Below are 20,142 nucleotides of genomic sequence, written 5' to 3' on the forward strand. Positions count from 1 at the left end.
GGTTATACACCTGCTATTCGTTGTACTTGTTTTTTCTGTTGATCAATCTGATCCGCCAGATACGTATTGTTCATTACATAAATTAAGGCTTTGACACCGGCCTCGACGATATCGGTAGCCAAACCAATACCGCTAAAACGACGGCCGTTGTAGGTAGCAATAACACTTACCTGGGCCAGTGCATCGGCACCTTCACCTTTGGAGTCCAGCTTAAAATCAACGATTTCTATGCTGTCTCTGCCTGTGGCTTTAATGATGGCATTAAAGGCTGCATCCACCGGACCGTTGCCGGTTGAGGATTCAGTAACTTCCTGGTCGCCGAACGCCACAATAACGGTGGCACTGGGCACAATGTTTTTACCAGCGTTGGCGTGAAGATAATTTAACTGGTAGTAGGCTTCGTCCTGGCGGGTTTGATCAAAGAACACCAGTGCCTCTAAATCGTAATCGAAAACCTGACCTTTTTTGTCGGCCAGCTTCAAAAAAGACTGATACAACTTGTCTAAATCAAAATCACTGTCTTTGTAACCCAGTTCGTGCATTCTGTGTTTGATCACATGACGACCAGAACGCGAGGTCAGGTTCAGATTATTTTTGTTGATGCCCACCGATTCGGGGGTCATGATTTCGTAGGTGTTTTGCGCTTTTAATACACCATCCTGGTGGATACCAGAAGAGTGGCTGAAGGCATTGGTACCCACAATGGCTTTGTTGGGCTGTACCGGCATGTTACACAACTGACTGACCAGCTTAGAGGTTCTGGAAATCTCAGTGCTTCTGATATTGGTTTGCAGTCCTAACAATTGCTCTCTGGTTTTTAAAATCATGGCGATTTCTTCCAGAGAGGCATTACCAGCCCGCTCACCAATACCATTAATGGTACATTCGACCTGACGAGCGCCGTTTTCTACTGCAGCCAGCGAATTGGCAACGGCCAAACCTAAATCGTTGTGGCAATGCACCGAGATTGTGGCTTTGTCGATATTGGGTACCCGATTAAACAGGTTGTTAATGATGCCCCCAAACTCTGTAGGGGTGGTATAGCCAACGGTATCCGGGATGTTAACCGTTGTGGCACCTGCATTGATAGCAGCTTCAACCATACGACATAAGTAATCAATGTGTGTGCGTCCGGCGTCTTCGCAGGAAAATTCAATATCATCTGTGTATCTGCCGGCATGTTTGATAGCTGCAACGGCCATTTCTACCACTTCATCATTGGACTTTCTTAACTTTGAATCCACATGAATCGAAGATGTCGCAATAAAGGTGTGAATTCGAAAATGTTCAGCTACCCTCAGAGACTCACCACAAGCATCGATATCTTGCATTACCGCGCGAGATAAGCCACATACCGTCGCGTTTTTTATCTCCCGGGCAATGGTTTGTACCGACTGAAAGTCGCCTGGCGAAGAAACCGGAAATCCCGCTTCAATGATATCTACACCCAATCGCTCAAGGGCGAGTGCAATCTGGAGTTTATCCTTAACCGTTAGGCTGGCGGGCAACGCCTGTTCACCATCACGCAAGGTGGTATCGAAGATCTTTACCTGATTGTCCATGTTAACTCCTGATTTGCTGTGCTATATACAAAAAAACCCGTGCTGTGCACGGGTTTTTCATGAATGCTTTTGGTTGTTTACTTACAACTCACCCGTGCAGTTTTGCCTGCCATAAGGAGTAGTAGGAGTGAAGTAAACTTAATTGCCATTTTTTGGTTTGAATGTTCTCAACGTCTGTATGGATGTATTTGTAACGTTTATACCCCGTTGGGTCAAGCTTGAGAGCGATGTTTTTCTCTGGAATTAGAATGTTTTTGGTTATATGGCATGAATAAATAGTTACTTAACATGTGTTAGCCAACGTTTTCCATTAAAACTAGGATAATCATCCTAGTGTCGTATGTTGTAGTGTTAATTTGTTGAACCATCTGCTTTGAATTTGCGTTGATGCTGAGTTAATGCACTGGCATCACGATTGTGAGTTGTTTGTCGTCTTTGATTCAAAGGGACAGCCGTCGTTGCTGTAAAATGCGCATGTTGCCTGTCGTTGAATCTTGCGTCATCCTGCCGACGCAACCTCAACTGAGCGCTATCATGCTGCAGAGCAGACAATGAAAAGTTTGAGGCGTTTTGCAATCCTCGTTGTTCATTTGCTCTGGATGCCATTAATAACGTACGCTCTCTCGCTCTTTCTGTGCCGGTTAGAGTTTGATCACGAGAGCGTTGATCATGTCTGGTGGCACTGGCGCTTCTGGCTCTGGCATAAGTTCTTTCACGCTGAGCACTGGTTTCGTCCTGATTAATCCTGGCGTCATAGGCATGTTGTTGGCGCGGAGTAGGTACCGGCATTTTTAGATTCCCACGTTGTAGTTTTATTGAGTTTGGCAGAAATTTTCACAATGGCAAACAAAGTACGCTGTTGGAGACAGGTTTTCTTTTTGTAACTCCGGGAACCGAAATTTTTAGCAATGGATTGGAGTAGATGACTATAGTTGTTTAAGACAACGATTACGAGACTGAGCAAATTATAGTCGAGGAGGCAGACGCTTCTTTAAATTCCCCTGTTATTCATGGCAAATAGTACAATTTTATTGAGACTCTGCTGGTTATAGGTATGATTTTCTGCGGAAGTTTTATTGGCTACTTGGATAATTTAAAAAGGACTGTATATGAAAAGGACTACCTTGCGATTCACTTCAGCGTGTGTGCTGCTGTTACTATCCACTTCTTGTGTGACTAATTCATCGATAGATTCAGACGGTTTGTATTATTCCGAGGAGAGCGATAGTGAAGAAAACGTCGTTTTACTTCGATTTCCTATATCTAAAAGCTCGTCTGTTAAGGAAGTAAAGCGGCTCTTTCAGGACCGGGCAGTATCAATATGCGCGCATGACAGTGTTGTTGTTCGGGCGATAAGTATGAATACCAATAAACATCGAGGACTGGTTGAGGTGGGGGTTAACCTTTTACCCGCAACGTCAGAAAGTTATTATGCTCAGGGAAGCTTCTTTTGTGGCGCTGATGATGCTCAAATTGCGTGGTTTAATAACGCAGAGCAACGAATTCTGGCGGAACAACAGAGACTCGGTGTTAGCGCACTAAATTATAAACAGTCTTGTAAATTGATGCTGTCAGAGCCCAAGTCATTTTATAAAAAACGCTGGTTTACATTGCTGGAAGATAAATGTAAATCTTATCTAAATTCAGAAGGATAAAGGCCATCAGGGATGGCCTTATAAGCTCTAATTGCTATCCATGAAACTATAGTCGCCATTGGCAACCTGCCATCGAAGTATAGGTGGAGCAGTTAACGGAATATCGTATCGGTCAGTGCTGAAATGAAAATGTTGAATTTCGTTGTCAGTGGACCTCAGGATATACCACATACCATTTTCTACGCGTTTAATCGCGAAATCAGCTTTGCCATCGCCATCGTAATCAGCAGGGGCCGGGATATCATTTTCGCGACTACCAAAACGGGTTTTAACGATTTGTCCATTTGATGATTGTAATACTATCCATTCTCCGAAATAAGGGCGTCGAATGGCAATGTCATCTTTGCCGTCACCATCATAATCCGCAGGGACCTCAATATCACCGGGTTGTTTACCAAAGGTTACGCGACGAGTTTCGCCATTCGATGATTGGCGTATATACCAGGTACTATTTGACTTCCGTTTTACTGCCACATCAGTAATACCATCGCCATCATAATCAGCCGGGACGGGGATATCATCACTAAAACGTCCAAATCGAATACGGCCAATTTCGTTGTCACTGGAGCGTTTAACATACCACATGCCGGTGCGAGGTCGTCTGACCGCGATATCGCTGATCCCATCGCCATCATAGTCACCAATAACTGGAATATCGTTTACATCCAGGCCAAAACTGACGGTATCTGATTTACCGTAGCTGGAATAATCGATTCGCCAGTGCATATCATTGGTGCGCAATATGGCATCACTGATGCCATCGCCATCAAAGTCACCGTGACTGAATAATAAGGCATTCCCGGCATTGGTGATGCTGTTGCCATCATTTAATAACGTGTCGGTATCTTTATACAGCCAGCTATCAGCATAGTTTCCTCTTTGCAGTGCCGGATCGGCTTTACCATCGCAATTGAAATCAGGCATGCCAGGATTTCTTTGACTTAAGCGACAAGCTTCGCTTACAGGGAAATAGAACATATCGACAGCAGTAGGCTGGCTAATTGTAAGATTGATTTTGAGTTTGGTTGTTTTTGAGTTGTCATTACGAACGGGCAGGAAAAACAGGGTAACGCCATCACCTAAATAAACACGGTGTTGTTGCTCATCGTTGTTAAACCCCCAGTGCGTATTGTACACCGCTAATTCCACGTCTAATGCTTCATCTATCGTGTCGCTATAACTGCTAAAAATTAAATAACCATTACCTATATGACCCTGGTACTGAATTTCCTCAACTTGCACTTCATTGGCATTATTTAGTTCCAGCCAGTAACTCAGGTTACCCTGCACACTGCCCGTGGAATGTAGTTGTTCAGCTTGTGTCAGGTTTATCAATGTTGGAAGGCCGTTTTCGAAAGATTCTAAATAGCCCAACTCAATGGGGGTTTCATTACTGTCGTTTAAGGCGCTACCCACTAATGACTCAACTAAGTCGCTAAACCCATCGTAATCCGAGTCAAGGCGCAGATTGTTTGCTACTTCGGGATCAAAGCCTAAAGCTAGCTCCAAATCATCTGACAGACCGTCGTAATCCCTGTCATCCTGGCGAACATTGAAATTAAACTCGTAGGGTTCCGGGTCTGTCTCGTTGTCCAGGCCATCACCATCCACATCGGGATCGGAGTTGTCGCCGATGCCGTCACCGTCTAAATCAGTCCATTCGCTGGCATCAAGAGGGAATAGATCATCCTCATTTAAGAATCCATCATTATCGATATCTGGATCCGCGTTATTTCCCAAACCATCATTGTCAGTATCTATCCACTCACCGGAATCCAAAGGGAAAGCGTCTGCTTCATTTTGAACACCATCTCCGTCTATATCAGGATCAGAGTTATCGCCCTGACCATCTCCATCGAGATCACTCCATTCAGTCACGTCTAGCGGGAATGGATCTAGTTCATTTGGGTAACCATCATTATCGATATCGGCATCTTCGTAATCGGGAATACCGTCAGAGTCAGTGTCAACCATCTTGGCGGAAAATATAGTGCTCAGTGCTGAATCGTAACAATTGACGGTGTTACACACTTTCAGGTAAAACTGAATAGGGTCATCACTGTGTAAATTGATTTCAACAAGCTTGCTGTAAGTACCGTCCCATTCCGGAAAAAGATCTTCCAATGCTAAAGAATATAAAGTCTGCTCCTGCTGTGTGTACTCTTCACGCATTATCAACTCAATGGACTGAGCATATTGGCGTTCATAAATAAGTCTGAAGAGATAAGGGATTTCGAAACTAAATGCGTTTTGTTGGTTTTGCGTTACCCCTAACGGCTCCCACTGCGATAGCTCTATATAAGAAGGCTTTTTTAGACCATAATAAAAATCGACATCATCAGCATTGATTGCTGGGCAAGTCTCTTCCAGGCAAGTTCTGATCACATAGGTGTTAGCAACATTCTCATCCTGAGCTGTCCAGATTTCCTGTAATTGCTCAACAATATTTAGATTGTTATTATTTGGGTGAAAAACAAAATTCGTATTGTAATGAGTTATATAGTGTTGACTGTTGTAATACGGACTCAAATCTTTATCAGTAAATGCAATTGTCCATACTTTGTGACTGAACTCATCTGAAGCAGTTTGGTTAACACCAAGCCCTGCTGGGTGGGCGTAAAAATTATCAAAAAAGTTTTGTCCAATTAAATTTTTTGCTTCTTCGCCCAAATTGTTGGCCGGTGTGCTTAATCTGAATGCCGCAAGGTTACCTTGATCAAATTGCACGGCAGGGTAAGCAATTTCAAATAAGTCCATATCTAACTTTGTGTCGGAAGTGATGGCGACCTGGCTACCCTGGGAAAAGCTGATTACACCTTCATTATCAATTGCGATGCGGATTTGTGCATCTGATACCAAAAACTCTTCATTAAAATAATCCGATTTAAACCAGCAACCATCTTTATTCGCTAAATGCGTTATTTCTCCCAATAAAAAGCCGTGACCATCAATAACAAGTCGTTGTTCAATTGAGAAAATACATTTAAGGCGCACGAGGTCTAATTCAACAGTGAACCCATTTTTTAGATAATAAGGGGACGTTGTAATCAATGCTGATTCGTTATACTGAGGGTCACCCCAATCATCCTCTGAGTATGACCACACCTGAATGTATTCCACTTGTTCACTGTTCCCAAAATCAGTACTTAAAATATCGATATCTGTACCGAGTTGTTCAGCGCTGTAGGAATGTGTGGAAAACAAAAAAACTGTTGCCAGCGCCAATTGACAAAGTAGATATTTTGTCATGCTGTTGTTTTTGGGGCACTGAAACAAACAGGATTGTCTTTTCATTAGAAAACTCCATTTTCATAGATAGGTGATAAAATTTTTCTGAATTATACAGCGGTATGATGTGTTGACTATCGAATGGAAAAATTTATTCCATATGTATTGTAATAATTTAAGAACGCGTAGATCAGTAAAGTTATATGGGAAAGCATTAAACCGGAAAGCGGAAGTTTTTCCAGTGAATGGTAGTAGAAAGCAATAACTCTCTGAGACTAAGTTTACGAGGATGGGTGATGCCTTTGTGGCTCCAGCGATGGCCGCAGCAGGCAGACGTCATTGTTGCTTTAGACGGTTTTTGCGGAATAACCAACTGTTGCTGCTTGTTTTGCAATACGGGTTGGGTTTCTTCCTGTGCTTCTAACGAAATCCATTTGTTTTTGTTGAGGTGTATGCGTTTGTTGGGCAAGTCCATGATATCAATGGAGTCCAGTTCCAGGTAGATATGCTCATAATCCATCAGTAATACCGGCACAGGTAAGCCATAACAGGAATGCTTCATATACCAGTCAACGGCTTCTTGTGTAAGGTACTGCTTGCCTGGACATTTACGCGGTTGTTTTAACTGCCAACTGGCGTTATGGATATCCACCGCCATAGGGTTTTCGGTTGTGAGCAGTTTATAAGCGGCATTTTTTACGTGGTAAGACAGCCCGGCCAGCTTACGCTGAATTCGGACGGTATCGAGATTATCTTGTTTGGCGATATCCAACAGGGTTGATTCAAACAGTGCAGTACACAGCTCGGCGTATTCCAGTTGTTGCTCACTGCCATGGAATATTGAGGTTTGGATATCGTTGCTGTCAAACATGGTGTGAGTCTGTCAGAGTTGCCACCGAAGTGGCAACACCTTATCAGTTTTATTGACCTTTAATGGCCGAACGACCAGCGTATGCAACAGAACTGCCCAGTTCTTCTTCAATGCGCAATAACTGGTTGTACTTAGCAACACGGTCAGAACGACACAGTGAGCCAGTTTTGATTTGGCCTGCAGCGGTGCCCACAGCCAGGTCGGCAATGGTGGCATCTTCAGTTTCACCTGAACGGTGTGAAATAACTGCCGTGAAGCCTGCGTCTTTGGCCATTTTGATGGCTTCCAGTGTTTCAGTTAATGAACCGATTTGATTGAATTTAATCAAAATGGAGTTACCAACGCCTTGCTCGATGCCGCGAGATAAGATTTTGGTATTGGTAACAAACAGGTCGTCACCTACCAACTGAACTTTATCACCGATTTTTTGAGTTAGTTCAGCCCAGCCATCCCAGTCGCTTTCGTCCATACCGTCTTCGATGGAGACGATAGGGTACTTGTTGCTCAGTTCAGCCAGGTAGTCCGTAAAGGCTGAAGGCGTGAAGGATTTGCCTTCACCGCTTAAGTTGTAGCTGCCGTCGCTGTAGAACTCAGAAGAGGCGCAATCCAGTGCTAAAGTGATGTCTTTATTCATCACATAACCCGCGTTTTCAACAGCTTCAACGATGACTGCCAGTGCTTCTTCGTTTGAAGCCAGATTTGGAGCGAAACCACCTTCGTCACCGACTGCAGTATTCAGGCCTTTGCCACTTAATACTTTTTTCAGGCTGTGGAAGATTTCTGCGCCCATACGCAGGGCTTCTTTAAAGGTAGCAGCGCCAACAGGCTGTACCATGAATTCCTGAATATCAACGTTGTTGTCAGCGTGCTCACCACCATTGATGATGTTCATCATAGGTACTGGCATGCTGTATTGTCCTGGCGTACCGTTGATGTCAGCGATGTGCTGATAAAGTGGCACTTTCTTTTCCATTGCTGCGGCTTTAGCGGCTGCAAGCGAAACCGCCAGGATGGCATTGGCACCCAGCTTTTCTTTGTTTTCGGTGCCGTCCAGCTCAATCATGATTTTGTCCAGCGCAGCTTGCTCAAGGGCATTTTTGCCCAGCAATGCTTGTTGGATGTCATTGTTAACTGCGGCAACAGCTTTAGTTACGCCTTTACCTAAATAGCGAGATTTGTCGCCATCTCTTAATTCTAATGCTTCGCGTGAACCCGTAGAAGCACCTGAAGGTGCACAAGCGCGGCCCCAGGCTCCTGATTCGAGAAATACGTCTGCTTCAACCGTTGGGTTGCCACGTGAGTCTAAAACTTCGCGACCTACAATCTTTGTAATGTTTGCCATAAAAATATGTTCCTGAAAATGGGTTCGCAATTAATCCGCATAAACTAGCAAAAGCGTAGCAATATCGCTATGAAATATGGCTACGCCTGGCTTTAAATCTGTTACAGATTAATTATTGTCTTTGTTGTATTTTCCCGCTGCTGCGACAAATCCTTCGAATAGCGGGTGTCCGTCCCTTGGTGTAGAGTTGAATTCAGGGTGAAATTGTCCTGCCACAAACCAGGGGTGATCATCGTTTTCGATAATTTCCACCAGGCGTTTGTCGGTAGACAACCCTGTCACTTTCAGACCAGCTGCTTTTATTCGCGGTAATAAATTATTATTCACTTCGTAGCGATGTCTGTGACGCTCGAAGATTGTATCTGAACCATATAAATCATGCACTTTACTGCCTGGCTCCAGGTGGCAAAGTTGGCTGCCCAAACGCATAGTACCACCCAGGTCGGATTCTTCAGATCGTACCTCAGTGCTGCCTGCGGCATCTTGCCATTCGGTAATCAGGCCCACCACAGGGAAGGGGGTTTCGGTGTCAAACTCAGTGCTGTTGGCGTTTTCCATACCGGCCACGTTGCGGGCGAATTCAATTAACGCTACCTGCATACCCAAACAAATCCCCAGATAAGGAACTTTGTTTTCCCGGGCGTATTGTGCGGTGCGAATTTTACCTTCGATACCGCGTTCGCCAAAGCCACCTGGTACCAATATCGCATCCAGGCCGGCAAGTACGGCTTCGCCTTTGGTTTCGACATCCTGGGAGTCAATATATTTAATTGACACATTCAGGCGATTTTTTAAACCAGCGTGTTTTAAGGCTTCGTTTACTGACTTATAGGCATCGGGTAGTTCGACATATTTGCCCACCATGCCAATGACAATTTCGCCTGTAGGGTTGGATTCGGCATACAGCACCTGTTCCCACTCGCTTAAATCGGCTTCCGGGCATTCAATGCCGAAGCGATTCACTACGATATCATCCATGTTTTGTGCTTTTAACATGGCCGGGATTTTGTAAATGCTGTCGGCATCCCGCAAAGAGATGACGGCTTTTTCATTGACGTTTGTAAACAGGGCAATTTTAGAGCGTTCGTTGCTTGGAAGTGGAACTTCTGAGCGACAAACTAATAAATCAGGCTGAATACCCACAGAGCGCAGCTCTTTTACTGAGTGCTGTGTTGGTTTGGTTTTGATTTCACCAGAGGCTTTCATGTAGGGAATTAACGTCAGGTGCATATACAGCGCACGCTCGCGGCCAATTTCCGTGCCCAACTGACGAATTGCTTCAATGAAAGGTTGTGATTCGATATCACCCACGGTGCCACCGATTTCTACTATGGCGATATCAACGCCTTCAGCACCTTCAACGATGCGTCGCTTGATTTCATTGGTAATATGAGGAATCACCTGGATAGTGGCACCCAGGAAGTCGCCACGGCGTTCTCGCTTCAGTACTTCTTCGTATACTTTACCGGTGGTAAAGTTGTTGCGCTTAGTCATGCGGGTGCGAATGAATCGCTCGTAGTGACCCAAATCCAGGTCAGTCTCAGCGCCATCGTCAGTAACAAACACTTCGCCGTGCTGAATTGGGCTCATGGTGCCTGGATCAACGTTAATATAGGGATCCAGTTTCAGCATGGTCACTTTCAGGCCCCGTGCCTCTAATATCGCCGCCAGTGATGCAGCAGCAATACCTTTACCAAGTGATGATACAACACCACCAGTTACAAAAATATAATTCGTCATGTAAAACCTAAAGGATACAATTGAGCGCCAAGAGGAGGCTCAAAGAGACTGTCAGATGGCGCTACAGTATACGGAAATGCGGCTTTGCAAACAATGAGTTAAGCACATTCTTTTTTGAGAAATCGGTTAATTGCGTAATTATTATGCCGTAGGCAAAGGAATTTTGTGAAATGAAGATTTATTGCTTATCTTTAAACACAGCGATTCGCGAAACAGGTTACGGTGAAGGTGAGAGTTTGTGGCAAAGGATCAGATAGATTTTAATACTGAAATTTTGATTGTGGATGATGATGAGCAAATTCGCAGCTTTATTCGCATTATTTTAATGAAACTGGGGTTTTCGAGGGTTGAAACATCCAGCAGTTGCAACGATGCAATCGACAGATTACGCCTTAAAAAGTACGGCCTGGTGATTTTAGATATCAATATGCCTGGCGTTGATGGCATGTCGTTACTGCGTCATATCCGCGATAAATATTCAGCTACCAATGTGGTTATGTGTTCCGGAGACAGTACTGCTCAAAATGTAAAAGAGGCTATTGCCACCGGGGCCGTGAGTTTTCTTACCAAGCCGGTTTTGGCAAAAAATATTATGAACCTGTTTGATAAACTGGATGTGCCTTACAAAAATTTGCTGTCCCACTAAAACGACTCCCTCAGGAGTCGTCCAGTGATTTCAGTTTATACAGAATGTCCAGTGCTTCCCGGGGCGTTAAATCGTCGGGGTTAGTCGTTTGTAGCAGGGTCAGAGCCGGATTGGTGCTGGTGATAAAATCATTTTGCACCGGCATTGGCAGGTTTGCACCCTCATGGGTAGTGCTTTCCAATGTTTGCAGTTTTTGTTTTGCTCGACGAATAACCGAATTGGGTACGCCAGCCAGTTCTGCTACTTGCAAGCCATAACTTTTGTTGGCTGCGCCTTCCTGCACTGCGTGCATAAAGCGAATACCGCCATCGTATTCCACCGCATCAAGGTGCACATTGACGATCCCTGGCGTATCGTCTGCCAGTTGCGTTAATTCAAAGTAGTGAGTGGCAAACAAACAATAACTATTGAGCTTACTGGCTAACCATTCCGCCGTTGCCCAGGCCAGAGATAACCCATCGTAAGTACTGGTGCCCCGGCCGATTTCATCCATCAAAACCAAACTGTGTTTACTGGCATTATTTAATATATTGGCCGTTTCTGTCATTTCCACCATAAAGGTAGAGCGACCCGACGCCAGGTCGTCTGAGGCGCCAATACGGGTGAAAATGCGATCAATAATACCAATGCGCGCCTGCTCCGCCGGCACAAAACAGCCTATATGCGCCATTAATACAATGAGCGCGGTTTGCCTCATGTAAGTTGATTTACCGCCCATGTTGGGGCCTGTCACAATCAACATTTTCCGGTTTTCAGTGATGGCGATTGGATTGGCGATAAAAGGGCTGGACACCATGGTCTCTACCACGGGGTGACGACCGTGATGGAAATGTATTTCGTTGTCATCGGTCATTTCCGGTTGGTGATAACTCAATACTTCGGCCCGCTCCGCGAAGTTAACCAATACATCCAGTTGGGCGACAGATTCAGCGGTGTCCTGCAAAGCTGCCAGGTTTGGAATTACCTTGTCAAAGAGTTGATCATAAAGTTGTTTTTCCAATGCCAGTGCCAGTGCCTGGCTGGACAGTACTTTATCTTCGTATTCCTTTAATTCGGGGATAATGTACCGCTCATAATTTTTCAGGGTCTGACGGCGCACATATTCAGGTGGCACTAAATGCGACTGACCTTTACTGACTTCGATGTAGTAGCCATGCACTTTATTGAAGGCCACTTTCAGGTTAGCGATACCGGTTTCTGACTGTTCCCGTTTCTCTATTTTTTCCAGAACGTCAGTGGCGCCTGTCATCAGCGCACGGTATTCATCCAGTTGACTGTTATAGCCGGGTTTAATCACGCCGCCATCGCGGATAAGCATGGGCGGCATGTCTACGATGGCATCATCCAGTTGCTGGTGTAATTCTGAGAATAATCCAATGTTGTCTTTTAACAATAAGGCTTCCGGATTACCCAGTTCTTCCAGAAAGCTGTGTACTTCCGGTAGTTGCTGCAAAGCCTGTATTAAGCGCGAAAAATCTCTGGGTCGGGCACTTCGTAGCGCCATTCTGGACAGTATGCGTTCCAGATCGCCTACCAGTTTCAGGTTTTCCTGAACCTGAACAAAATCAACCCGCTGTATTTGTTCTACCAGATTGTGTCGTGCGCGTATCGCATTGCGGCAGCGCATTGGCTCATGTAGCCAACGGCGCAACAGGCGACTGCCCATCGGGGTTTTTGTTTGATTCAGAACCGAAAACAGCGTGTTGTGCTCACCACCGGACAGGTTTTTAGTGAGTTCCAGATTGCGAATAGTGGTGGCATCCAGTTGCAATAGGTGAGCATCTTCAGGCTTCTTCAGGGCGCGAATATGAGGTAGAGCACTGCGCTGGGTGTCTTTGACGTATTGTAAAATGGCCCCCGCTGCGGCCAATGCCATTTGCGATTTATCCTGTTCGATGCCAAAACCGGATAGTTCACGGGTGCCAAACTGTTCGTTGAGTAGTTTAACCGCTGTTGCCGGATCGAATTCCCATTCAGGCCTGCGGCGTAGTCCGGCATTTTGGTCAAACAGCCAGGTATAAGGGAAGTCATCGGGGTAGAGGATTTCAGCCGGGCGGGCTTTTTCCAGTTCGGCTTCAAGTGCTTCAGTGCTTTGCAATTGACGTATAACAAAGCGGCCACTGCTCACGTCTAGTGTAGCGAAACCAATCTCTTGTTTGTGATAAGACACCGCCGCCAGCAGGTTTTCGGCACTGTTTTCTAACAGGGCTTCATCCGTTACTGTGCCAGGTGTAATGATTCGGGTAACTTTGCGCTCAACGGGGCCTTTACTGGTTGCCGGGTCGCCAACCTGTTCGCAAATGGCCACTGATTCACCCAGTTTTACCAGCTTGGCCAGATAGCCTTCCACAGCATGGTAGGGAACTCCTGCCATCGGGATGGCATTGCCACCTGATTTACCTCTGGCTGTCAGGGAAATATCCAGTAGTTGCGCAGCGCGTTTTGCGTCATCCCAGAATAATTCATAAAAATCACCCATGCGATAAAATAACAGGATATCCTTATGTTCGACTTTGATGCGCAAATACTGCTGCATCATCGGGGTATGGTTTGCCAGAGCGGCTTCACTATAATCAGGTGACGACATATTTATTTTTTACTTATTTTTGAGAAGTTTCGATGATTTCAGATCAGATTTTGACACTTTCGGCTCAACTTGGTGAGCTACTCACAGACAAAAACTGGCAGATTACCTGTGCCGAGTCCTGTACCGGAGGAGGCATAGGATACGCCATTACCAGTGCCTCTGGAAGTTCAAATTGGTTTCACCGGGGTTTCATTACCTACAGTAATGAGGCTAAATCCGATCTCGTCGCCGTTGACCCCCAAATCATTAATAAGCATGGCGCGGTTTCACAACCGGTTGTAGAGCAAATGTCGCTCGGTGCTTTGAAAGCGGCGAACGCAAATGTGTCGGTGGCTGTGAGTGGTGTAGCAGGTCCCGGAGGGGGCACGCAGGACAAGCCGGTGGGGCTGGTATGGTTTGGTTTTATTGTCGGCGATGAACATTTTGCGTTCTCCAGAATATTTACAGGCGACAGGGCGCGGGTGCGGGAGCAAACCATAGAAGTAGCGATGCAAACGTTAACAGAACGATTGGCAAAATAAATCTCGCCAGCTAAGCTGTGCGGCTGAATCTGATTGGTATGTTATCGCTAAGGGCGCTAAAATAACGCCTGTTTTACAGGCAGTGCAACCTTGGAACCTTAAAAAAACGCCAGTTTTTAAGCACTTATAAAAAATTTATAAATAATGATTGTAACTGTATGGTTATACAGTATACTTGCTCGTAAGTACTGGTTGAGTATACAGTTGTCTGGCGGCGTACTAATCCTGCAATAGCAACATCAATCATACTTACCTAAAGCTAACGAAAAAAATACACTCTGACTGGTAAACGGTTCGGGTATCGATAATTTCAGCCTCTCGGTGATCTGAGGGCGATAATGAAAAAGGGGTTCACAATGGACGACAATAAATCACGCGCACTGTCTGCGGCACTTGGACAAATAGAAAAACAATTCGGTAAAGGTACTATTATGCGCCTTGGTGATAACCTGGCGATGGATATTGAATCTATTTCAACAGGGTCACTGTCGATTGATATTGCATTGGGTATAGGCGGATTGCCTTGTGGCCGAGTGGTGGAAATCTATGGTCCGGAATCATCCGGTAAAACCACACTAACACTGCAGGTGATTGCAGAAGCACAGAAGAAAGGTAAAACCTGTGCATTCGTAGATGCAGAACATGCGTTGGATCCGGTTTACGCTGCTAAGTTGGGTGTAAACGTTGAAGAGTTATTAGTGTCGCAGCCAGACACCGGTGAGCAAGCGCTGGAAATTTGTGACATGTTGGTTCGCTCCGGCGCCGTTGATGTGGTTATCGTGGACTCTGTGGCAGCGCTGACACCGAAAGCTGAAATTGAAGGTGAGATGGGTGACTCCCACGTTGGTTTGCAGGCGCGTTTGATGTCGCAGGCACTGCGTAAGTTAACCGCCAATATCAAAAAATCTAACACATTATGTATCTTCATTAACCAGATCCGTATGAAGATCGGGGTGATGTTTGGCAACCCAGAGACGACCACTGGTGGTAATGCATTGAAGTTCTACGCCTCTGTACGTCTGGACATTCGTCGCATCGGTTCGGTTAAAGTGGGCGATGAAGTAGTGGGTAACGAAACCCGGGTTAAAGTGGTGAAGAATAAAGTTGCACCACCATTTAAACAATGTGAATTCCAAATTATGTACGGTGAGGGGATCAGCAAAGAAGCCGAGCTGATTGATTTAGGTGTGCAGCAAAAAATGGTTGAAAAAGCGGGTTCCTGGTACAGCTACAACGGCAATCGTATCGGACAAGGTAAAGCCAACGTTGTGCAGTTTTTGAAAGACAACCTGGATATTGCCAACGAGCTTGAAACCCGTCTCCGCGAAGAGTTACTGTTGAAAAAAACAGCTAAGGCAGACGAAGCCAAAGAGGAAGCACCTGAGCTGTAAATCAGATTTACCGCTGTGATGAGGCACCGAATGCCATTGTTATAGCGAATATTCCGAACACATTTTTGTGTCTCCGTAATAAAACCCCTCGTTAGCGCAAGGGTATTTGCTGGGGCGGTTACTTTGGTAGCTGCCCCTTTTTTATGCACTTAATTAAAACTTCGGCATTTAACACTGACAGAATTTAATGTTAATGGCATTATTACGCCTCGAAATTTATCAGGTGCTTTACCGCCTGGTTAAACCAAACAAATGCGTATAAACAGGTTAAATTCATGACTGGAAAGCTAATCACTATTGAAGGTATTGATGGCAGTGGTAAGGGTACACAAAGTCAATTGTTGATTGAAAAGCTCAATCAATTGGGCAAAAAAGTAAAAATGTACAGTTTTCCGGCTTATGAACAAACTTTTTTTGGGCGTGAAGTGGGGGCTTTCCTGCGCGGCGAATTTGGCTCCATCGATCAGGTGCACCCTAAACTGGCATCGGTGTTGTTTGCCAGTGATCGACTTGAACAAAAGCCTAACCTGCTCGCTGATCTGAATGCAGGCTACTATGTGATTTGTGACCGCTATGTGGAATCAAACATGGGCCATCAGGCGGCTAAGTTTCCAGAGCATGAACGCGTAGCATTTATTGACTGGTTGGAAGAATTGGAATATCAAGTCAATGGTTTGCCAAAACCTGATATTACCTTTTTTCTCGATGTGCCGTTGTCGGTATCAAAAGAGCTGGTACTAAAGAAAAAGCAGCGCAGTTACACCGATGAAAAAGAAGATATTCATGAAGCAGCCCACGGCTATCTTGAAAAGGTTTATCAGGTGTATCAGTATCTTAATCAAAAGAATCATTGGTGTCGCATTCCATGCGTAGAGCAGGGTGCAATCAGAAGTATCGACACCATTAATCAAGAATTACTGGAAAAAGTGCAGTCTCTTTAAAATTATGTTTGCGGTTAAATAATGTGATTACGGTTAAGTCAGTCGCTTTGCCCAATTACCGTCGTGCTGTTGCTTACAATTTTCTTCTGTATCAAACAAAATATGATTTCTGAGCGGTTTAAGATTGATGTTTAACTTCTGGAGTTCAGAATGGATAAGCGACTGGATAAAATCGTTTTTGCCCGACAGTAAATAGTTATCCAGGCTTTCATTGGTATCAAAAACACAAATCACTTTCAGGCTGTTAGGGAAATCAGAATAGTTTACAAGATGTGTTAGCCATTGAAATCCGGCAATATCTTCTAATACCGCTTCGCACACCTCTGTCAATTCCGACCGAAGTTGATTATCTCGTTTTTTGTCTGATTTACGCATGGCATCTACACAAGTAGGTGAAACCTCAATAGTTTAATAAAGTACATGTATTTTAATGTGATTATTAGAGCGTATTGACCTTTGAGGTGCAATTTTACACGCAGGCGCACCCAGGGGAGCGTGAATTAGGCGCGTTACTCGTTGGCATTTTTAAGGAAAGCGGCAGCAATTTCTGCAATCGTATCAGAACACTTTATTTTCAGTACCTTCACCCGGAGTAATAAAGAGTAGCTGAGACTTTTGGACTGTTTTAGCGGTATGCCATACCCCACGAGGCACAATAACAAAGTCTCCTGAGCGACGTAAAGTAACCGCCCGGTCACCGACATTCTCCTTTAATATCATAGTAATTTCGCCTGACATTAGTACCACAATTTCGTCGCCTTTTGGGTGGATTTCCCAACTGGGCCAGTCACTTTCAAATGAGTGCATTGCAACCAGACTATGACCTTTAAACTGTTGGTATTGATTATCCAGTCGTTCGTATAACCCTGCATCGGCCAATTCAATCGTAGCCTCCTGATGAGGATTCACGACGACAAAGTTTTCAGTCAGATTGGTGGTTTTCATTGGAAGTCGGCAATAGTTTAGTCAGGGGTTAAATTATAGTTTATATCTGAATTTCCGGGTTTAAACTGTATAACCAGGCTGATACTGTTTCCCCGTTCTCCAACAACGCTGAAGTCGCTATTCTTTTGTATGCTTCACCTTCAAATTCATCAAGTGTTGGCCAGTGTTGCTGCAACTTATCAGATTGGAAAACATAGCCGTTTACAATATCACCCTCCGGATTTAATTTGACCGCCGGGTAGCCCATGGTTGCTCCCCAGCCCTGGTCGTGCAGGGTACCGCGCACAGTTGCTTTAGAAAAACTGCCGCCAATGTTTTCCAGCAAGTGGGCGTTAGGGCGGCCGGGGCATAAGGTTCCATAAACAAAAAGTCTTTCTGTCATAGCACAACTTCAATGAGTGATATTAAGCAATAGTGCTTATGGTAAACCCATAACGCTGCTTAGCAACACTAAAAACTCATCGACAGCCAGCAGGAATGTCATCTGGTAGCCTTTCAACACAGACCAGATTCATGGTTTTTTTCTCAGCGTGGTACTGAGTGAGGTTGATTGTCTCTTTTAAGCCCTCATCGGTGCTAAAAAACACTTTATGATCCAGCATAATGTCATTCAGCAATGTGACGCTACATTGCAGTGGATCTTCGTCTTTTTTTAGCGTTGGTAAGAATGCAGTACTTCCGTCAGTATTTAGCAGACCGATTCCTGATGCTCCTTCCGCTCCGGCACGCCAGGGAAAGTTGGGACACGCTGTATTGATTGGGATAGCAGTAACTCCTTGTTCAGCGCAGGAAAGAACTTCATCTTCTGACCAGTTGAAATCCACCTGTATGTGTTCAAGATAGGTGGGCATTAAAATTCGATAATCAAAGTTCACAATCTTGGCTGGTTTCATCCCGGTAAAGGTGAAACTGTCCGGCGTAACTAAGCCAATAAAGGGTTGTGCATCTTTTTTGGCTGCCGCGTTTTCAATTTGCTTTGTAGTGCGCCAGGCCGGTGGAGAGGCAATGTAGTATTTACTGACAACGTACTCTTTACCCGCATCAGACATTCTTGAGCCATAGGGTATTTCGCCCAATATCTGATTTTGCGTATTCCAAAACACCTGGGTTTCCACAACGGTATTGTTGCAGCCATACAGTGAAACAGGTTGCGGCACATCTTCAATCGTCGGTGAACGTCCTACGTTAACATTTAATAGGCCACTTTGGGACGATTCAATAATCTGGGCCTGGGTTTGGGCTGAGTGCCAAATCAGGCATGTCGTCAGCGCAAGGGTAAATAGTGTTTTAGTGGTAATTGCTACTGATTGCTGTATGGACATTAGGTTCATCTTTTTGTATTCCATCTTAATGTTGGGTTTACTGAATTGTTACACCAAGATTGTATTGCAGCCAATAACACGGGATTACAGCATAAGGAGAGAAAAGGTAAGGATCACATCGAAAGTGTAAAACCTTGCGGTTTACAGAAGTTAATAAAGTAAAAAAAGGGGCTGCATCGATAAGAATTCACCCCTTGGTGGGAACCGTTTTAATTTAAGGCTTGTTTCAGTGCTGCCAGACAAAGTTGTACGTTTTCGCTTCTGGCAGCATAACCCATAAGGCCGATGCGCCAGGCGTTACCGGCAAATGCTCCCAAGCCAGCGCCAATTTCCAGGTTGAATTCTTCCAACAGGTATTTGCGCACCTGAGCATCATCTACGCCTTGCGGGATACGCACTGTATTGAGTTGTGGCAGCCGTTCTTCTTTGGGCACGACAAACTCAAGACCTAAATCCAATAATCCGGCTTTTAACACCTCATGTTGGTCACGGTGTCGTTGCCAGGCTGATTCCAAAGATTCTTGCTGTAGTAACAATAGCGATTCGTGTAAGGCATAAATAGAGTTCACCGGGGCAGTGTGGTGATAGCTTCGTTTTCCTTCGCCAGACCAGTAGCCCATCACCAAAGTTTGATCCAGGAACCAGCTTTGTACGGGAGTCTGACGGTTTTTGATTTTAGCTACCGCCTGCTCACTTAAACTTACCGGTGATATGCCGGGCACACAGGACAGGCACTTTTGGCTACCGGAATATATCGCATCAATTCCCCAGTCATCGACTCGTAGCTCTACGCCACCCAGTGAGGTGACAGCATCCACGATAGTTAAACAACCATGTTGGTGAGCCAGCTGACACAGTGTTTTTGCATCTGACAAGGCACCTGTAGACGTCTCTGCATGAACAAAGGCCAGGAATTTCGCATCAGCATGGTTTTTCAGGCAATCCTCTACGGTTTGTGGATCAACCGCGCGCCCCCATTCCTGCTCAATGACAATGGCTTCACCACCACAGCGGATAACGTTTTCCTTCATACGCTGGCCAAAGACGCCATTAATACAAACGATCACTTTATCGCCAGGCTCCACCAAATTTACAAAACAGGTTTCCATACCCGCAGAACCCGGTGCTGAAACTGCAATGGTAAATTCGTTCTTCGTCTGAAAGGCGTATTGTAGTAACGATTTAGTTTCTTCCATTAAGCCAATAAATAGCGGATCAAGGTGGCCAATGGTGGGTTTTGCCAGTGCCGCCAAAACTTGTGGGCTGACATCAGAAGGGCCAGGACCCATTAAGGTTCTTTTCGGGGGGTAAAAATGTGAAATTGCCATAGAGTAATACACTCCTTAATTTTTATAGTCCCAGCCTAACATGACGCTAACAAAATACCTGTT

17 protein-coding genes are annotated in these 20,142 nt (G+C 45.0%); 5 read left to right on the forward strand and 12 right to left on the reverse strand.

Annotated elements, in window-relative coordinates:
- Window positions 1-2: 2 nt before the first annotated feature.
- Both leuA and AC0J20_RS13160 read right to left on the reverse strand, forming a co-directional pair.
- On the reverse strand, window positions 3-1,562 hold the full coding sequence (leuA, locus tag AC0J20_RS13155; RefSeq protein ID WP_473022002.1) for a 2-isopropylmalate synthase: 1,560 nt from the start codon (window positions 1,560-1,562) through the stop codon (window positions 3-5).
- 351 nt (window positions 1,563-1,913) lie between these two features.
- Window positions 1,914-2,351, reverse strand: coding sequence for a hypothetical protein (locus AC0J20_RS13160; protein ID WP_229527037.1), 438 nt, complete (start codon window positions 2,349-2,351; stop codon window positions 1,914-1,916).
- A gap of 569 nt (window positions 2,352-2,920) precedes the next feature.
- Here AC0J20_RS13160 and AC0J20_RS13165 point away from each other — a divergent pair.
- A complete protein-coding gene (locus tag AC0J20_RS13165; protein WP_229527038.1) occupies window positions 2,921-3,217 on the forward strand; it encodes a hypothetical protein in 297 nt (98 codons plus the stop codon).
- Between the two features lie 27 nt (window positions 3,218-3,244).
- On the opposite strand, the gene AC0J20_RS13170 is transcribed toward AC0J20_RS13165, so the two are convergent.
- From AC0J20_RS13170 to AC0J20_RS13185, 4 genes are all read right to left on the reverse strand, one after another.
- A complete protein-coding gene (locus AC0J20_RS13170) occupies window positions 3,245-6,511 on the reverse strand; it encodes an FG-GAP repeat domain-containing protein (protein WP_473022003.1) in 3,267 nt (1,088 codons plus the stop codon).
- A 148-nt stretch (window positions 6,512-6,659) separates the two neighbouring features.
- The gene (locus AC0J20_RS13175; protein ID WP_473022004.1) at window positions 6,660-7,316 is read right to left on the reverse strand and encodes a hypothetical protein; all 657 of its coding nucleotides are present in this window, start codon (window positions 7,314-7,316) and stop codon (window positions 6,660-6,662) included.
- A 49-nt stretch (window positions 7,317-7,365) separates the two neighbouring features.
- Complete coding sequence (gene eno / locus AC0J20_RS13180; RefSeq protein WP_229527041.1) at window positions 7,366-8,658, reverse strand: phosphopyruvate hydratase; 1,293 nt, start codon at window positions 8,656-8,658, stop codon at window positions 7,366-7,368.
- A 108-nt stretch (window positions 8,659-8,766) separates the two neighbouring features.
- Window positions 8,767-10,398 (reverse strand): CTP synthase, encoded by a 1,632-nt coding sequence (locus AC0J20_RS13185; protein WP_473022005.1) that lies wholly within the window; start codon window positions 10,396-10,398, stop codon window positions 8,767-8,769.
- Between the two features lie 238 nt (window positions 10,399-10,636).
- Here AC0J20_RS13185 and AC0J20_RS13190 point away from each other — a divergent pair, with 238 nt between their 5' ends.
- Window positions 10,637-11,044 (forward strand): response regulator, encoded by a 408-nt coding sequence (locus AC0J20_RS13190; RefSeq protein WP_473022007.1) that lies wholly within the window; start codon window positions 10,637-10,639, stop codon window positions 11,042-11,044.
- Between the two features lie 10 nt (window positions 11,045-11,054).
- Here the strand turns inward: AC0J20_RS13190 and mutS are convergent, their stop codons facing one another.
- The gene (mutS, locus tag AC0J20_RS13195) at window positions 11,055-13,631 is read right to left on the reverse strand and encodes a DNA mismatch repair protein MutS (RefSeq protein ID WP_473022008.1); all 2,577 of its coding nucleotides are present in this window, start codon (window positions 13,629-13,631) and stop codon (window positions 11,055-11,057) included.
- 32 nt (window positions 13,632-13,663) lie between these two features.
- Here mutS and AC0J20_RS13200 point away from each other — a divergent pair, with 32 nt between their 5' ends.
- The 3 genes from AC0J20_RS13200 (at window position 13,664) to tmk (ending at window position 16,484) form a co-directional block, all read left to right on the forward strand.
- On the forward strand, window positions 13,664-14,152 hold the full coding sequence (locus AC0J20_RS13200; protein WP_229527046.1) for a CinA family protein: 489 nt from the start codon (window positions 13,664-13,666) through the stop codon (window positions 14,150-14,152).
- Window positions 14,153-14,508: 356 nt separating this feature from the next.
- On the forward strand, window positions 14,509-15,543 hold the full coding sequence (gene recA / locus AC0J20_RS13205; RefSeq protein ID WP_473022009.1) for a recombinase RecA: 1,035 nt from the start codon (window positions 14,509-14,511) through the stop codon (window positions 15,541-15,543).
- A 275-nt stretch (window positions 15,544-15,818) separates the two neighbouring features.
- Window positions 15,819-16,484 carry a dTMP kinase gene (gene tmk / locus AC0J20_RS13210; RefSeq protein ID WP_473022010.1) on the forward strand — a complete coding sequence of 222 codons (666 nt, stop codon included), beginning with the start codon at window positions 15,819-15,821 and terminating at the stop codon, window positions 16,482-16,484.
- Window positions 16,485-16,517: 33 nt separating this feature from the next.
- Here the strand turns inward: tmk and AC0J20_RS13215 are convergent, their stop codons facing one another.
- The 5 genes from AC0J20_RS13215 to AC0J20_RS13235 all read right to left on the reverse strand — a co-directional run bounded on the left by AC0J20_RS13215 (window position 16,518) and on the right by AC0J20_RS13235 (window position 20,079).
- The gene (locus tag AC0J20_RS13215) at window positions 16,518-16,859 is read right to left on the reverse strand and encodes a Fis family transcriptional regulator (protein ID WP_229527056.1); all 342 of its coding nucleotides are present in this window, start codon (window positions 16,857-16,859) and stop codon (window positions 16,518-16,520) included.
- A gap of 183 nt (window positions 16,860-17,042) precedes the next feature.
- Window positions 17,043-17,429 (reverse strand): cupin domain-containing protein, encoded by a 387-nt coding sequence (locus AC0J20_RS13220; RefSeq protein ID WP_229527057.1) that lies wholly within the window; start codon window positions 17,427-17,429, stop codon window positions 17,043-17,045.
- Between the two features lie 40 nt (window positions 17,430-17,469).
- Entirely contained in the window at window positions 17,470-17,811 is a 342-nt protein-coding gene (locus tag AC0J20_RS13225) for a gamma-glutamylcyclotransferase family protein (protein ID WP_229527058.1), read from the reverse strand.
- Between the two features lie 76 nt (window positions 17,812-17,887).
- Window positions 17,888-18,751, reverse strand: a complete 864-nt coding sequence (locus AC0J20_RS13230; protein ID WP_473022011.1) for a hypothetical protein — start codon at window positions 18,749-18,751, stop codon at window positions 17,888-17,890.
- Window positions 18,752-18,960: 209 nt separating this feature from the next.
- Complete coding sequence (locus AC0J20_RS13235; RefSeq protein WP_473022012.1) at window positions 18,961-20,079, reverse strand: pyridoxal-phosphate-dependent aminotransferase family protein; 1,119 nt, start codon at window positions 20,077-20,079, stop codon at window positions 18,961-18,963.
- Window positions 20,080-20,142: the final 63 nt, after the last annotated feature.

This window comes from Planctobacterium sp. R6, assembly GCF_055755215.1.